This window comes from Wolbachia endosymbiont of Anopheles demeilloni, assembly GCF_018491735.2.
Taxonomy (GTDB): domain Bacteria; phylum Pseudomonadota; class Alphaproteobacteria; order Rickettsiales; family Anaplasmataceae; genus Wolbachia.
The window spans coordinates 985697-1001729 of record NZ_CP084694.1 but is presented as its reverse complement, the minus strand read 5'-3'; the positions used below and the strand labels follow the sequence as shown (position 1 = coordinate 1001729).

Below are 16033 nucleotides of genomic sequence, written 5' to 3'. Positions count from 1 at the left end.
TAAATCTGCAGAGATTAAAAACAAGGATAAATACTCTTATTGATATGATAAGGAAAGTGGGAAGGTTTGTCAAGTCACTTCGGTCAGCTACCTACTTAGATGTTCCACACTGCTAAGTAGATACCAAATTTTTAGCAACATCAAGTGCAGCATAGGTAAATATTGCACTTGCACCTGCACGTTTAAAACCAATTAAGGACTCATAAATCACTCTGTTATAATCCAGCCAGCCATTATTTGCTGCAGCTTTTATCATTGCGTATTCACCGCTTACTTGGTAAGCAAAAATCGGAAAATTAAACTTTTCACTTGCTATTTTTATTACATCTAAGTATGGCATACCCGGCTTTATCATAATAAAATCTGCACCTTCATCTATATCCATTTCGATTTCGCAGATTGCTTCACGTGCATTTCTATAATCCATTTGATAACCACTTTTGTCGATGAAATTTGATGATGCGCACGAACCGACAACTTGCCTGAACGGCGCATAGAAGCTAGAACAGTACTTTACTGCATAGGACAATATTGACACATTCTGAAAGTTATTATCATCCAATGTTTTTCTTATTTTTCCTATCCTGCCATCCATCATATCAGAAGGAGCAACTACATCGCATCCTGCTTTTGCTAAAACAAGTGCTTGCTTACATAATGCTGACACAGTCTCGTCATTTTCTACATCTATCCTACTGCTTTTTAAAATGCCATCATGACCGTGAGTAGTGTATGGGTCTAGTGCAATGTCTGCAATAATGCCAATATCCGGTACATTTGATTTTACAGCACAAGTTGCTTTACAGATTAAATTGTCAGGATTGTAAGCTTCCTCGGCGTTTTCAGATTTTAGTTTACTATCAACTACAGGAAAAATTGCAACAGCATTAATCCCCGAGACCTTAGCTTTCTGAATTATAGAAATTAATCCATCTATTGAATAACATTTGATATCAGGTAAGCCAGAAATTGGCTCAATTGTTTCTTCTCCGTCATGAACAAATAAGGGAAAAATCAAATCATTTACTGATAAAGTGCTTTCACTTGTTAAATTGCGAATCCACTTGCCTGAGCGCCTACGCCTTAACCTTGTATTTGGGAAATTAAACATTGGATCCAGGCAAATTCCCAGTAAAAAGCAACACTCCTGAAATGAATATTACCCAAAGTACCGATATTGGCAAAAATACTTTCCAACCAAGACGCATTAATTGATCATAACGATAACGAGGTATTGTAGCTCTAATCCAAACAAATATAAACAAAAGTACAACTATCTTCAAAACAAACCAGATTAAACTAGGAATTTTATACAGCAAACTAAGCTCTAATGGAGGATACCACCCTCCTAGAAAGAATATTGTCATCATAGCGCTTGCTAAAATCATATTTGCATATTCTCCCAAGAAAAAGAGAGCAAAAGGCATTGATGAATACTCGACGTGATACCCAGAGACGAGCTCTGCTTCAGCTTCTGGTAAGTCAAATGGGTGACGATTAGTTTCGGCAAGCAAAGAAATAAAAAATATTATTTCTATAGGCATTAGTAATAAATTAATCCAAAATGGCATATTATGTTTCGCCACCACCATCTCTCCAAGATTTAATGTGCCAGTTGTAATAACAACTGTAGCAACTATTAGACCTATTGAAACTTCATATGAAATCATTTGAGCAGCTGACCTTATAGCGCCAAGAAATGCATAATTAGAATTACTAGACCAGCCTGCAATAATAATGCCATATATTCCCAAAGAGGATATAGCTAGCACATAAAGCACTCCAACATTAATATTTGCTATTACCTTAGGGATTATTACCTGCTGTCCATTTTCTGTAATTATTTCAGCTCCAAATGGTATAACTGCCCAGGAAATTAATGCTAAAATAAAAGTGAGCATTGGAGCCATAATAAACAGTATGGTGTTTGCTCTAAATGGTATTATCGGCTCTTTAATTATCAATTTGATAGCATCTGCAAATGGCTGTAGTAGCCCAAATGGCCCTACTACACTTGGACCATGCCTTAGTTGAATTGCACCAATAACTTTACGCTCAAAGTACACTAAATATGCTACTGAAAGCAAAAGTGGAATAAGAAGAAAAAGAATATCAAATATCAAGTACATGCAACCCTAAATCAAAAAAATAGTTCATGATTGTGGCAATAAAAAATACAGCAAATGCTCTAGACACAAAAGACAATGTCCCTATTGAAATCAATAGGACAACACTTTTCTGTACAGCATTTAGCTTAATAGAATAGTAAAATGATATGCATATGAATGATACTAGTGACATCATAATTAAGATCATTGTGATAGGCAAATAATTCCCTCTTCCCTCGCTAACTATAATAAATGTTATTGCCATCCATACATATCCTTCCGTAAATAGTGCAATAATATCATTGATAAAATCAACTAGCTTATAAACGAACTGTTTTTCTAATGTATTTTGTTCTTTACACAAAAATATAGAGTTTAATTTTCGTTGAAAATATACCAGAGTTATTAGTAATAATGGTGTTAGAATAAATAAAATATTAAGTAGAGTGTTCATAAAAATCCTTAGTACAATCTGCCATTATTTTTGAAGCGCGACTTATTGAGTCTGTCATATAAAAATTACACTTTTTTAGAGTGAAAGAGATATTACTTAATTTTATTTCATCACAGGTAATTGGTACCCATTTGTTTTTCACCACTTGGTCAGCATCTCTAAACTGTGGACCAATAGTGTATAATTTCTTCCTCACATCAAATAAATTATCGTATAGTAAGGAAAGGCCCAAATATTGGGATAAATTTTTTATAATCAACCAATCTTCCTTTGCTTCACCAGGAGGAAAAATAGCTAAATTTGTTCTCTGTACTCGCCCTTCAGTATTTACATAAGTTGCATATTTCTCTGTGTAAGCAGCTCCAGGTAGAATAATATCTGCTATGTGTGCTCCACTATCACCATGATGGCCTTGATAAATTACAAATGTACTTTCTAACTTTGATATATCAATTTCATCTGCGCCAAGAAGATAAACTACTTCTATCTCACCACTTTCTGCCTGTTTTAGAATCTGATTAATGTCTTTTCCACCTTTGCTAGGAACAAATCCAATATCGAGTCCACCAACCCTTGCTGCAGCCTTATGCAGTACGTTAAAGCCATTCCAGTCATCTCTGATCATGTTAAATTTTTCTGCAATTTTGCCAGCTAGAGCTAAAACTGATTCAGAATCATCTCTTATTAATGCATCTTGACCGATAATTAGCATAGGGTTCTGAGTCGCACTCAGTAACTCGCAGAATTTGTGATTTCCCTCTTCTATTTCTTTTAGAACGTTTGGACCATCACCTAATCTTTCAACATTATATAGATATTCAAGATTAGGACCAATATTTGCAATAGTGAAATTACCTTGTAAATATCTCTTTCTCAATCTTGCGTTAATTATTGGTGCTTCTATTCTTGGATTTGTATTTATAAGCAGACATAAATCTGCATTTTCTATACCCTCAATAGTGGTGTTGAATACATATGACCCACGATTATTTGGTATAAGCTTTGCTCCATCTTGCCTACAATCTATATTCCCCGAGCCGATCTTCTGCATCACTTCTTTGAGTAGAAGCATAGACTCACAATCTGCTAAATCACCTGCAATTGCAGCTATTTTATTTGATTTTGTATTCTTTAATTTCTTTGCAGCAACAGTTAGTGCTTCATTCCAATCAACTGGGGCTAACTTACCATCTTTTTTTACATAAGGTTGATCAAGACGCTGAACTTTTAGTCCATCATAGGCAAAACGGGTTTTATCTGATATCCATTCTTCATTTACCTCTTCGCTCAGCCTTGGTAATATTCGCATAACTTCCAGGCCACGATAATCAACTCTAATGCTACTTCCCACAGCATCTAGCACATCTATAGTCTCACAATGTGATAGCTCCCATGGACGCGCTGTAAAGGAGTAAGGCTTTGAAGTTAAAGCCCCTACCGGGCAGAGATCTATGATATTTCCAGATAATTCAGAACTAATATGCCTTTTTATGTAAGTGCTAATCTCTACATTTTCTCCCCTTCCGATTCCTCCAAGTTCATTTGTACCTGCAACATCAGACAAAAATCTAACACACCGAGTGCAATGAATGCATCGATTCATCGCAGTCTCAATCAGTGGTCCGAAGTGTTTTTTTGGCACAGCCCTCTTATGCTCATCAAGTCTGCTGGTTCCTTTCCCATAAGCCATCGTGATATCTTGCAAATCGCATTCACCACCTTGATCGCAAATTGGGCAATCAAGCGGGTGGTTAATTAGCAAAAACTCAAGCACACCTTCACGTGCTTTTTTAACCTTAGGGGTATCAGTGTGAATAACCATCCCTTCTGCAACTGGCATTGCACAAGAGGCTACTGGTTTTGGAGGTCCACCCTCCACTTCAACCAAACACATTCTGCAGTTACCAGCAATTGCTAAACGCTCATGATAACAGAAACGTGGAATTTCAACGCCCACAACTTCACAAGCTTGAATTATAGTGAGCCCATGCTCTACTTCACATTCCTTAGAATTAATAGTAACTTTAACCACAACTATTATACAGCTTCCCACTTTATAGGATTGCAGCTTATCTCATCTTCAACCAGATTGCCGTTGTCATATTGAGCAGACATATAATTCATGCGCGAGTCACGATCTATATATCTAACAGGTTTTACCGGTTTATCTTTATACATTTTTTGCTCAGCTTTCTTACGCTGAGTAGGGTTATTTTTACTAGCTGTTTTCGCTTTTCCGCCTGCTGCCATATAAACTCCTAAAAACTTCTTATTTTATTTTAACACTTAAGTATACACCGTCAATGCTAAATAGCTTTAAAGTTTTAATAGTCCATCATTACAATCATCATTTGAACAAAATACTTTCTCTTGATGCTGCTCAAGTGTGTAACTTTAGAATCCCCAAAAAAAGAAAATGTAAGTTACTTTGATGATATCATTTTCTACGTCTTATAAATAGACATTCATGTAGCCATAAATTAAGCTATAAACTCAATACAAAGATCCTTAATTATTAATCTCATAGTACTTCTCAACCAACTTATTTAGCAACCTTACACCGAAACCTACTGCCCCTCTTGGAGAAATATCAGTGCCTTTTTCGTGCCAAGCAGTGCCTGCAATGTCTAAATGTGCCCAACAAGTGTCGTTTACAAAACGCTGTAGAAACTGTGCAGCCATTATACTATCTCCATCAGAACCTGCAGGAGCTATATTTTGCACATCAGCAATCGGCGAATCAATAATTTTGTTATAAGTTTCATTCATAGGAAAGCGCCATAATTTTTCATTTACTTCATTTCCTGCATCAATCAGATGATTCGCTAATTCATCGTTATTTGAAAAAAGACCAGCATATTCATTATTTCCCAGTGCAACCACTATAGCACCAGTTAAAGTTGCAAGGTCGATCATAAATTTCGGTGCAAATCTATCTTGTGTATACCATAAAGCATCCGCAAGTATTAGTCTTCCCTCTGCATCGGTATTTAATATTTCTATTGTTTGTCCAGACATTGAAGTGACTACATCGCTCGGTCTTTGAGCATTACCATCCACTGCATTTTCTGCAAGTGCAACCACACCAATTGCATTTACTTTTGCTTTTCGCCCAGCTAGAGTACGCATCACTCCAACTACAGTAGCAGAACCTGCCATGTCATATTTCATTGACTCCATACCGCGTGAGGGTTTAAGTGACACTCCACCAGTGTCAAACGTTATACCCTTGCCTATAAAAGCTATTGGTTTTTGTTCTTGAGAAGCCCCATTCCATTTTATCACCACTAACTTTGGCTCTTTACTACTTCCTTGTGCTACTCCAAGCAGGGCTCCCATTTTTTTCTCTTCCATTTGCTTTTTATCAAGCACTTCAACCTCAAGACCAAGTTTAGTAAGTTCAGCTTTTATACGATTAGCGTAAGACTCTGGATATAAAATATTAGGTGGCTCAGTAGTAAAAGCACGTGCAAGAAAGATGCCTTCACCTTCGTGTTTTAAACGCTCAAATGATTTTTCAATGCTACTTAACTGTTCATCTTTTACTAATAATGTAATTTCCTCTACTTCTGTAATTTTTTCATCCTTTTTAGTTTTATACTTATTAAATTTGAAACTGCGCAGAAATGCTCCATATGCAACATTTGCTGTACTGTCCTCGATTGAAATAGCTGCTCGCTTGATTCTTAATCTGCTTAGCTCACAATATATTTTACCACCAATATTTAATCCTTTGCTTTCATCCCATTCATCTCTCATTCCAAGACCAGCAACTATAATATTTTTTCCCTCTGATGAAGTAACGGAGAAAAATTCACCAAAACCTCCATTAAAACCACTAAATTTCTTGATGTTATCTATAGCTTGCTTATCTTGTAGAACATTAGTTATGAGCTTATCACCCTCAAACAAACCTACCACTAGCGTCTCAAAATCGGGTAAAGCTTTAGAAATTGTTATCTTCATCGTTGACATCTCCGTTGCAAATAATTGTAAGCTGCACATAAAACATAGTAAAAATATTAGTAAGATATTTTTCATATACATTTTAAGTACAATAGCGCTTAAGACTACTATGAACTCCCCTGATATGCAAGGGCTTTATCTTTTATCAGAAAATTTGTTATGCCCACCTAGGGTTATATTAAATGTGTAGGTCTTCATGGCCTGATTGTTATAAGTAAATGGTGCTATCAGAAGGCTTGCAAGTCCACTCTCAATAAGATTACCAAGAAGAAGATCATCACAGTTATCGCAATTATGATCAGCAAAAAACATTTGTGTTGTGAATTCTGGAAAATCTGGATGTTGGACCAAAAAGTTGATGTGTGGAGCCCTATCACCAATTTTACCTGGTACTATTGTAATAAAATTATAATAGCCAAGGTTATTTACTACAAATCTTCCTGATCCAGCAAAATTTGGATCAAGCTCCACATTTTCATCATAATAGCTCATGCCAAGTGAGTCTGCGTGCCATATAGAAACCACAGCATTTTGTATCGGTAAGCAATTTACATCAGTAACTCTACCCACTACATTTATTAATTCTCCTGCTGCATTATTTGGAGAACCAGGCTTTCTTCTTAAATTATTTGAAGAGTTAAAGCTTTTTGGCCTTGTTTCAAGATCATAAATCCCTGGTATTTCAATACAATTAAGCAAAATAGGATCAGCTGCAAATAATGATAAATCGAATATAAATTGTACTAAAAACGCTAATAAGATATTTTTTACATTCATTTTGTTTATAGTGCTTTTATCAGAATTATAGCAACCTTTTTCTTTTATTAAAGACAAGACTTCCTTTGAAGCCTCCTTAGAATCACAACTATCCTTTCAGTGTATGAGTTTTAGGTTTTAGTACTGCATACACAACTGCACGGACTTCCAATTTAGAAATTGCAAATCAATCCAAACACGCCAGTGTAATGTTACCTCCACATGCTGTAGTGTTGACACTTACAACCTTTTCTATAGAAAAACGTTGCAGATAATTAGGACCACCAGCTTTTGGTCCGGTACCTGACAGTCTTCTACCGCCAAATGGTTGTGTTCCAACTGCTGCACCTATTTGATTGCGATTGATGTATACATTTCCAACTGATATTTTCTTGCTTATTAAAGCGATCTGACTTTGTACACGGCTTTGCAAAGAAAACGTAAGTCCATATCCTGTATTGTTTATATCACTTATAACTTCATTTAACTGCGACTTATTAAAACGTATGATATGTAAAATAGGCCCAAACACTTCTTGCTTTAATTGCGAAATTTTTTGTATCTCATAAATATACGGAGGAAAGAAATAACCATTATAAGAATTTGTATCCATGGGTACCTTGGACAAAAGGTTTGAATCTTCATCCCTTGATATTTTTTCCGTATGTTTAGTGAGCATATCAATAGATGCTTTGTCAATTATTGGACCAATATCTGTGCTCAGTTGTATTGGGTCACCTATCTTTAATTCTTGAGCTGCATTGCATATCATTTTTATCTGTTTTTCTGCTATATCTTCTTGAATAAACAGCACTTTGAGAGCAGAACAAAGTTGACCGCCACTGCGAAATGCAGAAATTAAAACATCCTTAGTTACCTGCTCTAAAAGAGCAGAACTATCAACAATCATAGCATTTAGTCCACCAGTCTCAGCGATAAGTGGCACAATAGGACCATCTCTACTAGCAAGCATTCGATTAATTATTTGAGCAGTTTGTGTTGAACCAGTAAAAGCTACACCGGAAATTCTATTATCTGGTACTAATGTTTTACCTAAATACCAACCATCCCCTGGAATAAGGTTTAGCACATTTTTTGGTATTCCAGCTTCGTGTAGTATCTTAACGGCTTCATAGGCAATAATCGGCGTTTGCTCTGCCGGTTTTGCCAGCACTGCATTACCTGCTGCAAGTGCAGCTGAAACCTGTCCAATGAAGATAGCGAGTGGAAAATTCCACGGTGATATGCATAAGAAAACTCCTCTGCCTTCAAAAAAGATGAAGTTATCTTCACCTGTTGGACCTGGCAATTTTTTCCAGTCATTCAGTTCATTTTTTGCTATCATTGCATAATAGCGCAAAAAGTCGATTGCCTCTCTTACTTCTGCTATTGCATCGGATAAAATTTTTCCTGCTTCTACAATCAAAATATAAATTAACTCTTTCATCCTTTCCTCAAGCAAATCTGCAGCTTTTTCAAGGCATTTAGCGCGCTCTTCTGCTGAAACATTCTGCCACTTAGTAAAAGCACTATGTGCTATTTCAAGAGCATTTAAAGCCTGAGCACTTGTTGCACTTGACACTTCTCCAATTACATTTTCCAAATGTGCAGGATTCACTACTTCGGTAAATTCCGCACTGTCAAGAAACGACTCTCCATCAATTATTGGGCCAACTTGCCATTTCTTTTCATTAAATTCCCTTACATCATTTGCAAATTGTGAAACTGCAATTGAATCGCTAATATCCATTCCCAAGGAGTTTTTTCTTTCCTCTCCAAAAATATCTCGTGGCAACGGAATGCTTGGATGAGGCTCATATTCTAAGCTTTTTACTTTTTCTAATGGATCTGAGACTAATTCTTCAATTTTAACGTCAGAATCATTTACTTGATTGACAAACGAGCTATTAGCTCCATTTTCAAGAAGGCGCCTAATAAGGTATGACAATAAATCACTATGTTTACCAACTGGTGCATATATACGACAATTGATGCTTGTTGCAAGTTCTGAAATTGCATAATCATACAAACTTTTACCCATTCCATGTAAGCGCTGAAACTCAAATCCAGGATGATTTTTATCGGCAAGCTCTATTATAGTAGCAAAAGTATAAGCATTATGAGTTCCAAAACATGGATAAAAGTGATTCTCTTTGCTTAAAAGTTTCTGCGCACAGGCAAGATAGCATACATCTGTGTGGCTTTTTCTAGTAAACACCGGATAACCAATTAACCCTAATTCTTGTGTGCGCTTGATTTCTGAGTCCCAATATGCTCCTTTTACAAGCCTCACCATAATTTTATGCTTTGATCGAATTGCAACATCTTCAACAAAATCAAGAACAGATAAAGCACGTTTTTGATACGCTTGCACAGCCAAGCCAAGCCCCTCCCACTTAGAAAGTGAATCATCAAGACGCAATTGCTCAAATAAAACTAATGACATCTCAAGTCTTTCTGATTCTTCTGGATCTATACAAAGTGAAATGTTATATTTCTTCGCTTCATGACACAGCTCCAGCAACTTAGCTCTCAGCTCTTCAGCTATATTACCAAATTGGCTAAATTCATAACGTGAGTGCAGTGAAGACAATTTGATTGAAACCCCTTGAGATTTAAAGCAATCATTTATGTCAGCAGATTCACCTATGGCTTTTATTGCATGCATGTATAAATTAAAATACTCTTCCGCATCCTCAACTGTGCAAGCAGATTCACCAAGCATATCAAAAGAGCATAAATACTTACTGTAGTCATCTGATTTCACACTTTCCAATGCTTTTTCTATAGTTTCTCCAACAATAAAATGCTTGCCAAGAATGGATATTGCTTGTTTCACCGCTTTGCGGATTATTGGCTCTCCTAAATTTTTCAATAACCTGGAAATTATGTGATAGAATTTTAAATCCTCTTCATTGTTTCTTAATATACTACTTCCTATAATTAAACTCCATGTAGAAGCATTAACAAACAATGAAGAGGAACGCCCCAGGTGTTTATTCCATTCTTGGTTGGCAATTTTATCTTTGATCAATTCATCTATTGTGTAATCGTCTGGTATTCTAAGTAATGATTCAGCAAGACACATTAGCGCTACTCCTTCGTCGTTAGAAAGTGAGTATTGTTGTATAAAAGAATCTATAATGCCTAATTTACTACCTCTAATCTTTTCGACAATTTGTTTTGCAATATTGTAAATTATGTTTTTTGAATCAGCCGAAAGTTCTGATTTTTCTACAAGATAGCGTACGTGACTTTTTTCATCAGCACGATAAAATGCCTGCAATCGTTTTCGTAATGCGTTAGGTTCTTGTATAGAACTGATCATAATTATCTACAAAATACCCTTTACCATATATAAGATAAGATTATATCATAACTTTACATCGAATAAATTATTATTTAAATAAAGAGCCAGAATCGATTCAAAAAACCTAGTTGATGACTGTGATAGCTCAAAAGGACTGCGCAAGTATATAGCTCAACACTCCACCACTCATCAAGTACTTAACCTCAGTTGCAGTTTGTACACAGCACTTGAGTTGAATGGATTGCTCTGAATCATCCTTTCCTTTAATGATACATTCTAGATTTCCATTTGGTACTACTTCACCTTTTATGCTCACTATCTCACTACCATCAAATATCTTTCTCGTTACTCCATCCTGAAATGCAAGTGGAAGAACACCCATACCGATCAAATTGGACCTATGTATGCGTTCAAAACTTTCTGCAATCACAGCTTTAATTCCCAGTAATGCAGTACCCTTTGCTCCCCAATCCCTACTTGAACCCGTACCATATTCTTTTCCTGCAATGAGAACTAATGGAACAGCTTCTCTTTTATATTGCATTGCTGCATCAAAAATTGACATAGTTTCTTGAGAAGGAATATGTTTTGTATAGCCACCCTCAGCACTCACCATTTTATTTCTTATTCTGATATTAGCAAAGGTTCCACGCATCATTACGTTGTGGTTACCGCGGCGAGATCCATATGAATTGAAATCTTGCGATTCAACTCCAAGACCTTTTAAATATATGCCTGCAGGACTATTTGAGGCAATATTTCCAGCAGGGGAAATGTGGTCGGTAGTGACGCTATCGCCAAACATCGCTAGTATTTGCGCATTCTTTATATCAACTATGTTGCTTTTATTGTTCTTAGTCGATAAATTATCAAAATATGGAGGGTTTTGTATATAAGTGCTTTTCGCGTCCCAATCATAGATTTCACTTTTCTCACACTTTATCTTTTGCCAATGCTCATCACCAGAAAAAACATCCTTATACTTTTGTATGAACATTTCACGCGTCACAACACTTTTAACACAGCTCTCAACTTCACTATTTGTTGGCCATATATCTTTGAGATAAACATCACTTCCATTCTTATCTTTGCATATAGGATCTTTTGTCAGGTCAATTTGTACAGTACCTGCAAGTGCATACACAACAACAAGTGGCGGAGATGCCAAGTAATTAGCTTTGACTAAAGGATGGATTCTTCCTTCAAAATTACGATTACCGGATAAAACTGCTGCAACAGTCAAGTTTTTATCCTTAATATCACTTTCTATATCTTCATTAAGCGGACCGGAATTTCCAATACAAGTTGTACAGCCATACCCAACCAAATTAAAACCCAAAGCATTTAGATCTTCCTGTAACCATGACTTTTCTAAATATTCTGTTACAACTTGTGATCCTGGAGCAAGAGAAGTTTTAACCCAAGGCTTTGATTTTAATCCAAGGTTGACTGCATTACGCGCTACAAGTCCAGCAGCAATCATTACACTTGGGTTTGAAGTATTAGTGCAGCTTGTTATTGCTGCAATGACTATACTTCCATCTTGGAGTTTATCGCTTTCCTCTGACTCATTAATTGGAAATGATTTAGAAAAAGATTCTGCCATTTGCGAAAGAAAAACCTTATCTTGCGGTCTTTTTGGACCGGCCATTACTGGCTCTACGCTCGATAAATCAAGCTCCAGTGTGTCAAAGAACGCCAATTCGTCATTATTACGCCACAGCCCTTGTTCTTTTGCATAGACTTCAACCAATTTAACCAACTCTTTTGGCCTTCCGGTTAAGTTTAAATAATCTAGTGTCTTCTGATCAATTGGAAAGAATCCACAAGTTGCACCATACTCTGGAGCCATATTAGCTATGGTTGCTCTATCTGCCAAAGATAAACAATCTAAGCCATCACCATAAAATTCCACAAATCTGCCAACAACGCCTTTTGTTCTCAGGATATTAGTAATCGTTAGCACTAGATCAGTTGCTGTTACTCCCTCTGAAAGTCTTCCTATTAATTTAAATCCTACTACTTCTGGAATTATCATACTAATTGGTTGACCAAGCATCACAGACTCAGCTTCTATTCCACCAATACCCCAACCAAGAACCGATAAACCATTTACCATAGTAGTGTGACTATCTGTACCGACTAAGGTATCTGGATATAGAACTCCGCTATCGTTACATACAACTTGCGCTAAATATTCAAGATTCACTTGGTGGCAAATTCCAGTACCTGGTGGCACTACTCTAAAATTTGTGAAGGATGACTCTCCCCATTTTAAGAATTGATATCTCTCCAAATTTCTTTTTACTTCCAGTGCAACATTTTTACCAAATGCAGAAGTGTTTCCGTAACTATCTACTTGAACAGAGTGATCGATCACAAGATCAACAGTTACAGATGGATTTATTTTGCTTGGGTTACCTCCGTTTTTCTTCACATAATTACGCATTGAAGCTAAATCAACTACAGCAGGAACTCCTGTGAAATCCTGCATCAAAACCCTTGCTGGCTTGTAGCTAATTTCGTGATTAATGTGTTTCTTGACGCAATTTGCTAATATCTTTATGTCATCTAATTTAACGCTTACTCCATCTTCGTTGCGCAATAAATTTTCAAGCAATACCTTGAGTGAACAAGGCAATTTGGTTAAATTTACTCCTAAGAATTTACCAGCGTTACTTAGGTTAAAGTAGTTATAAAACCTTCCATCAATATTTAAAGTCGTCTTTGCATTTAAAGAATTGTTCATCCTGTATTAGTTAAAATTAGAATTACTAGCGCTACTTTTTTGTTGTTGACTTTGCTGCTGATACATAGTTTCAAAATCTATAGGATCTAGCATAAGTGGAGGAAATCCACCACTACTTGTAGTTCTTGCAATTATTTCTCTTGCAAAAGGGAAAAGAAAAGTAGATCCACCAATAAATAAAGCTTGTCTCACCTCTTCTTCACTTAGCTCTGTAAAGTTTTCTATTGAAAAAATACCGCAATACTTTACCTCGCAAATGAAAGCTATATCATCTTTTACCGTTGCTTTGGCTTCTATATGCAAAGTAATTTCATGAAAAGGCTTTTCTTCACTTATTCCTTTTTTATTTTCTGTTCCTTCTAATTTTGCTGAATTAATATTAACCATTACATTAATATCAGGAGCTTTACTAGAAGGAAGGAATGGTGAATTTGGATTCTCAAACGAAAAATCTTTGACATACTGACCATGAATTTTCATTTTGTGTTGTAACATTTCTTACGTCTCCTTTAATTAAGTTGAGATGTTTAATACTTTCTTATATAATATATCCATTTACAAATGAATAGCAAACCTAACTATAGGTTAATATGAAAAACATATTTTTATCAAAAATTAATAATATTTAGATACTTTATATATCAAGGAGTAAGTTACCATGATAGAGCTTGTAATATATGCTTTACTAGCGGCGTTTATTTTTTCACGCTTATATAATTCTTTAGGAAGATCATCAAGTCTCAATCTAAAAAAGCTAACAGGTGTATTAGATGTAAGTCAAAGTAAAGAGGATGTGGTAGAAAATATCGAAGATTATACTTATAGCAATAACAAAAGTTCAATAGAAGCTACTTATGAACAAATATTACAAAAAAACAGAGAGTTCTCTATTTCCAATTTTATAGAAGGTTCAAGCATAGCTTTTGAATTAATAATAAAATATTTTAACCAAGGAAATTTACCTCAATTAAAATCCCTTCTGGACAAAGACTTATATAACAGTTTTGTAGATAAGATTAAACATCGTAAAGAGACACATGAGTCCATAATTGTTTCTATCGTTTCACAAAAGATCTTAGAAATAAAGCTAGTAAAAAACGTAGTATTTATTGCAGTATACTTCCTTTCAGAGCAAATTAACTTCGTTAAGAATGGTGAAGGAGACATCATATCAAGTAGTACGTCTACTATTAACAAAGTTGAGGATGTATGGCAATTCAAAAAAAATATTAATTCATCAGATCCAACCTGGTTGCTTGTTTCCATTAACTACAAGAAGGCAAGTACCGATAAAAATTTAACAGCAAATGACAAGTAAGATTAGTTACACCGATGGAAAGTAGGCTACGAGAAATAGTACTTGATACTGAAACTACAGGTCTTGACACTGAGTCTGGCCATCGAATTATTGAGATAGGATGTGTAGAACTAATTAACCGTATTCCAACAGGTAAAACATTTCATCGATATCTTAATCCAGAGAGAGATATACCTTACCACTCATTTAAGATTCATGGTATTAGTGAGGAGTTTTTGGAAGATAAGCCACTATTTTCAGATGTTGCACTTGAATTTCTTGACTTCATATCTAATGACATCTTGGTAATTCATAATGCTGAGTTTGATATTAAGTTCCTTAATATGGAGTTAAACAAATTGAATGCCGGGTTAATTTCCTCAGATAGAGTGCTAGATACATTATCAATTGCAAGAAAAAAGTTTGTAAGATCACCTGCTTCTTTAAATGCATTATGCAAGCGTTTTGATATATCGCTAGAAGGTAGAGAGTTACACGGAGCATTAATTGATGCTCAATTGCTTGCAAAGGTCTATGTTGAGCTTACAGGAGGATTGCAAACCTTTTTATTTAATAATGAATGTGCTCAGGACAATAACTCTACGTTTATTCAGCATAAAGTGCGTAATTTAGCTCGCAGAGAACATTCACCAAGTATTAAAGAAATTGATGAGCATAAGAAATTGTTAGATAAAATTAACAACCCACTTTGGAAGGAATATATTGAATCAATCAACTAATCAATATATGATTTAACTTTATTGGAAACGCTTTAATGATAAAGTTTATAAGGTTATTGTCTAGTTTGTTAATAACAGTAGCAGCTATCTTCTTAGGTTATTGTTATTTTACCAAGCAAGGCATATTTGTTTCACAAAATACAGAAATTAAGGTAGGTGGAGATTTTTCTTTGATCAATCAAGACGGACAAACAGTACGCAGTAGTGATTTTAAAAATAAGTATATGATGATTTTTTTCGGATTTTCCTCATGCAAAAGAATTTGCCCTATGAATCTCGGCATAATTTCAGAAACACTTGCAAAGTTAGATAAGAAAACTGACAATAAGTTACAAACATTTTTTATCACAGTTGATCCTGAGCGCGATAATACAGAAAGGCTTAAAGAATTTCAGCAGCAATTTGACCATAGAATACAAATGCTAACTGGTGAAAGACAAAAAATAGATGAAGTAGTTGCAAAGTATAAAGTATATGCAAGTAAAGTAGATGGAGAAGAGGAAATCAACCATTCTTCAATGATATACCTTATTAGCCATGAAGGAAAATATGTCACACACTTTGTAGCTGATTTAAATTCAGATGAAAGTCAATCTGATAAGATTCTGGCTGAGATAAAAAAATATGTAAGCTGAACTAAAGAGCTTAGCTTA

General features: G+C 35.4%; 13 protein-coding genes. 3 read left to right on the top strand and 10 right to left on the bottom strand.

Translation table 11 applies throughout. The features are described 5' to 3' along the window. Positions 1–112 precede the first annotated feature (112 nt). The 10 genes from hemB to secB form a co-directional block, all read right to left on the bottom strand. Positions 113–1111: a porphobilinogen synthase gene (gene hemB / locus JSQ73_RS05350; protein ID WP_214249893.1), complete on the bottom strand. Its 999-nt coding sequence runs from the start codon at positions 1109–1111 to the stop codon at positions 113–115. Further along, a complete protein-coding gene (gene nuoH, locus JSQ73_RS05345; RefSeq protein ID WP_214249892.1) occupies positions 1104–2129 on the bottom strand; it encodes an NADH-quinone oxidoreductase subunit NuoH in 1026 nt (341 codons plus the stop codon). The genes hemB and nuoH overlap by 8 nt, the downstream gene beginning before the upstream one ends. Next, positions 2113–2562 carry a hypothetical protein gene (locus JSQ73_RS05340; protein WP_214249891.1) on the bottom strand — a complete coding sequence of 150 codons (450 nt, stop codon included), beginning with the start codon at positions 2560–2562 and terminating at the stop codon, positions 2113–2115. Before JSQ73_RS05340 ends, nuoH begins: the two co-directional genes overlap by 17 nt. Beyond that, a complete protein-coding gene (gene nuoG, locus JSQ73_RS05335; protein ID WP_458694697.1) occupies positions 2546–4594 on the bottom strand; it encodes an NADH-quinone oxidoreductase subunit NuoG in 2049 nt (682 codons plus the stop codon). Before nuoG ends, JSQ73_RS05340 begins: the two co-directional genes overlap by 17 nt. Before the next feature lie 5 nt (positions 4595–4599). Continuing rightward, a complete protein-coding gene (locus JSQ73_RS05330) occupies positions 4600–4812 on the bottom strand; it encodes a hypothetical protein (protein WP_214249889.1) in 213 nt (70 codons plus the stop codon). Positions 4813–5070: 258 nt separating this feature from the next. Then, a complete protein-coding gene (locus tag JSQ73_RS05325; RefSeq protein ID WP_214249888.1) occupies positions 5071–6567 on the bottom strand; it encodes a leucyl aminopeptidase in 1497 nt (498 codons plus the stop codon). Positions 6568–6663: 96 nt separating this feature from the next. Further along, complete coding sequence (locus JSQ73_RS05320) at positions 6664–7305, bottom strand: protocatechuate 3,4-dioxygenase (RefSeq protein WP_214249902.1); 642 nt, start codon at positions 7303–7305, stop codon at positions 6664–6666. Positions 7306–7471: 166 nt separating this feature from the next. Continuing rightward, on the bottom strand, positions 7472–10612 hold the full coding sequence (gene putA / locus JSQ73_RS05315; RefSeq protein WP_214249887.1) for a bifunctional proline dehydrogenase/L-glutamate gamma-semialdehyde dehydrogenase PutA: 3141 nt from the start codon (positions 10610–10612) through the stop codon (positions 7472–7474). A gap of 127 nt (positions 10613–10739) precedes the next feature. After that, positions 10740–13343: an aconitate hydratase AcnA gene (gene acnA, locus JSQ73_RS05310; RefSeq protein WP_214249886.1), complete on the bottom strand. Its 2604-nt coding sequence runs from the start codon at positions 13341–13343 to the stop codon at positions 10740–10742. A 6-nt stretch (positions 13344–13349) separates the two neighbouring features. After that, positions 13350–13838: a protein-export chaperone SecB gene (gene secB, locus JSQ73_RS05305; RefSeq protein ID WP_214249885.1), complete on the bottom strand. Its 489-nt coding sequence runs from the start codon at positions 13836–13838 to the stop codon at positions 13350–13352. 163 nt (positions 13839–14001) lie between these two features. Here secB and JSQ73_RS05300 point away from each other — a divergent pair, with 163 nt between their 5' ends. The 3 genes from JSQ73_RS05300 to JSQ73_RS05290 are packed head-to-tail and all read left to right on the top strand — an operon-like array spanning position 14002 to position 16015. Next, positions 14002–14661, top strand: a complete 660-nt coding sequence (locus tag JSQ73_RS05300; protein ID WP_214249884.1) for a Tim44/TimA family putative adaptor protein — start codon at positions 14002–14004, stop codon at positions 14659–14661. Between the two features lie 14 nt (positions 14662–14675). Further along, complete coding sequence (gene dnaQ, locus JSQ73_RS05295; RefSeq protein WP_214249883.1) at positions 14676–15380, top strand: DNA polymerase III subunit epsilon; 705 nt, start codon at positions 14676–14678, stop codon at positions 15378–15380. A 35-nt stretch (positions 15381–15415) separates the two neighbouring features. After that, positions 15416–16015 (top strand): SCO family protein, encoded by a 600-nt coding sequence (locus tag JSQ73_RS05290; protein ID WP_214249882.1) that lies wholly within the window; start codon positions 15416–15418, stop codon positions 16013–16015. Positions 16016–16033 lie beyond the last annotated feature (18 nt).

Coding starts and splice junctions, on each gene's coding strand:
- hemB (WP_214249893.1), bottom strand. CDS start 1,111: ATGTTTAATTTCCCAAATACAAGGTTAAGGCGTAGGCGCTCAGGCAAG.
- nuoH (WP_214249892.1), bottom strand. CDS start 2,129: ATGTACTTGATATTTGATATTCTTTTTCTTCTTATTCCACTTTTGCTT.
- JSQ73_RS05340 (WP_214249891.1), bottom strand. CDS start 2,562: ATGAACACTCTACTTAATATTTTATTTATTCTAACACCATTATTACTA.
- JSQ73_RS05330 (WP_214249889.1), bottom strand. CDS start 4,812: ATGGCAGCAGGCGGAAAAGCGAAAACAGCTAGTAAAAATAACCCTACT.
- JSQ73_RS05325 (WP_214249888.1), bottom strand. CDS start 6,567: ATGTGCAGCTTACAATTATTTGCAACGGAGATGTCAACGATGAAGATA.
- JSQ73_RS05320 (WP_214249902.1), bottom strand. CDS start 7,305: ATGAATGTAAAAAATATCTTATTAGCGTTTTTAGTACAATTTATATTC.
- putA (WP_214249887.1), bottom strand. CDS start 10,612: ATGATCAGTTCTATACAAGAACCTAACGCATTACGAAAACGATTGCAG.
- acnA (WP_214249886.1), bottom strand. CDS start 13,343: ATGAACAATTCTTTAAATGCAAAGACGACTTTAAATATTGATGGAAGG.
- secB (WP_214249885.1), bottom strand. CDS start 13,838: ATGTTACAACACAAAATGAAAATTCATGGTCAGTATGTCAAAGATTTT.
- JSQ73_RS05300 (WP_214249884.1), top strand. CDS start 14,002: ATGATAGAGCTTGTAATATATGCTTTACTAGCGGCGTTTATTTTTTCA.
- dnaQ (WP_214249883.1), top strand. CDS start 14,676: ATGGAAAGTAGGCTACGAGAAATAGTACTTGATACTGAAACTACAGGT.
- JSQ73_RS05290 (WP_214249882.1), top strand. CDS start 15,416: ATGATAAAGTTTATAAGGTTATTGTCTAGTTTGTTAATAACAGTAGCA.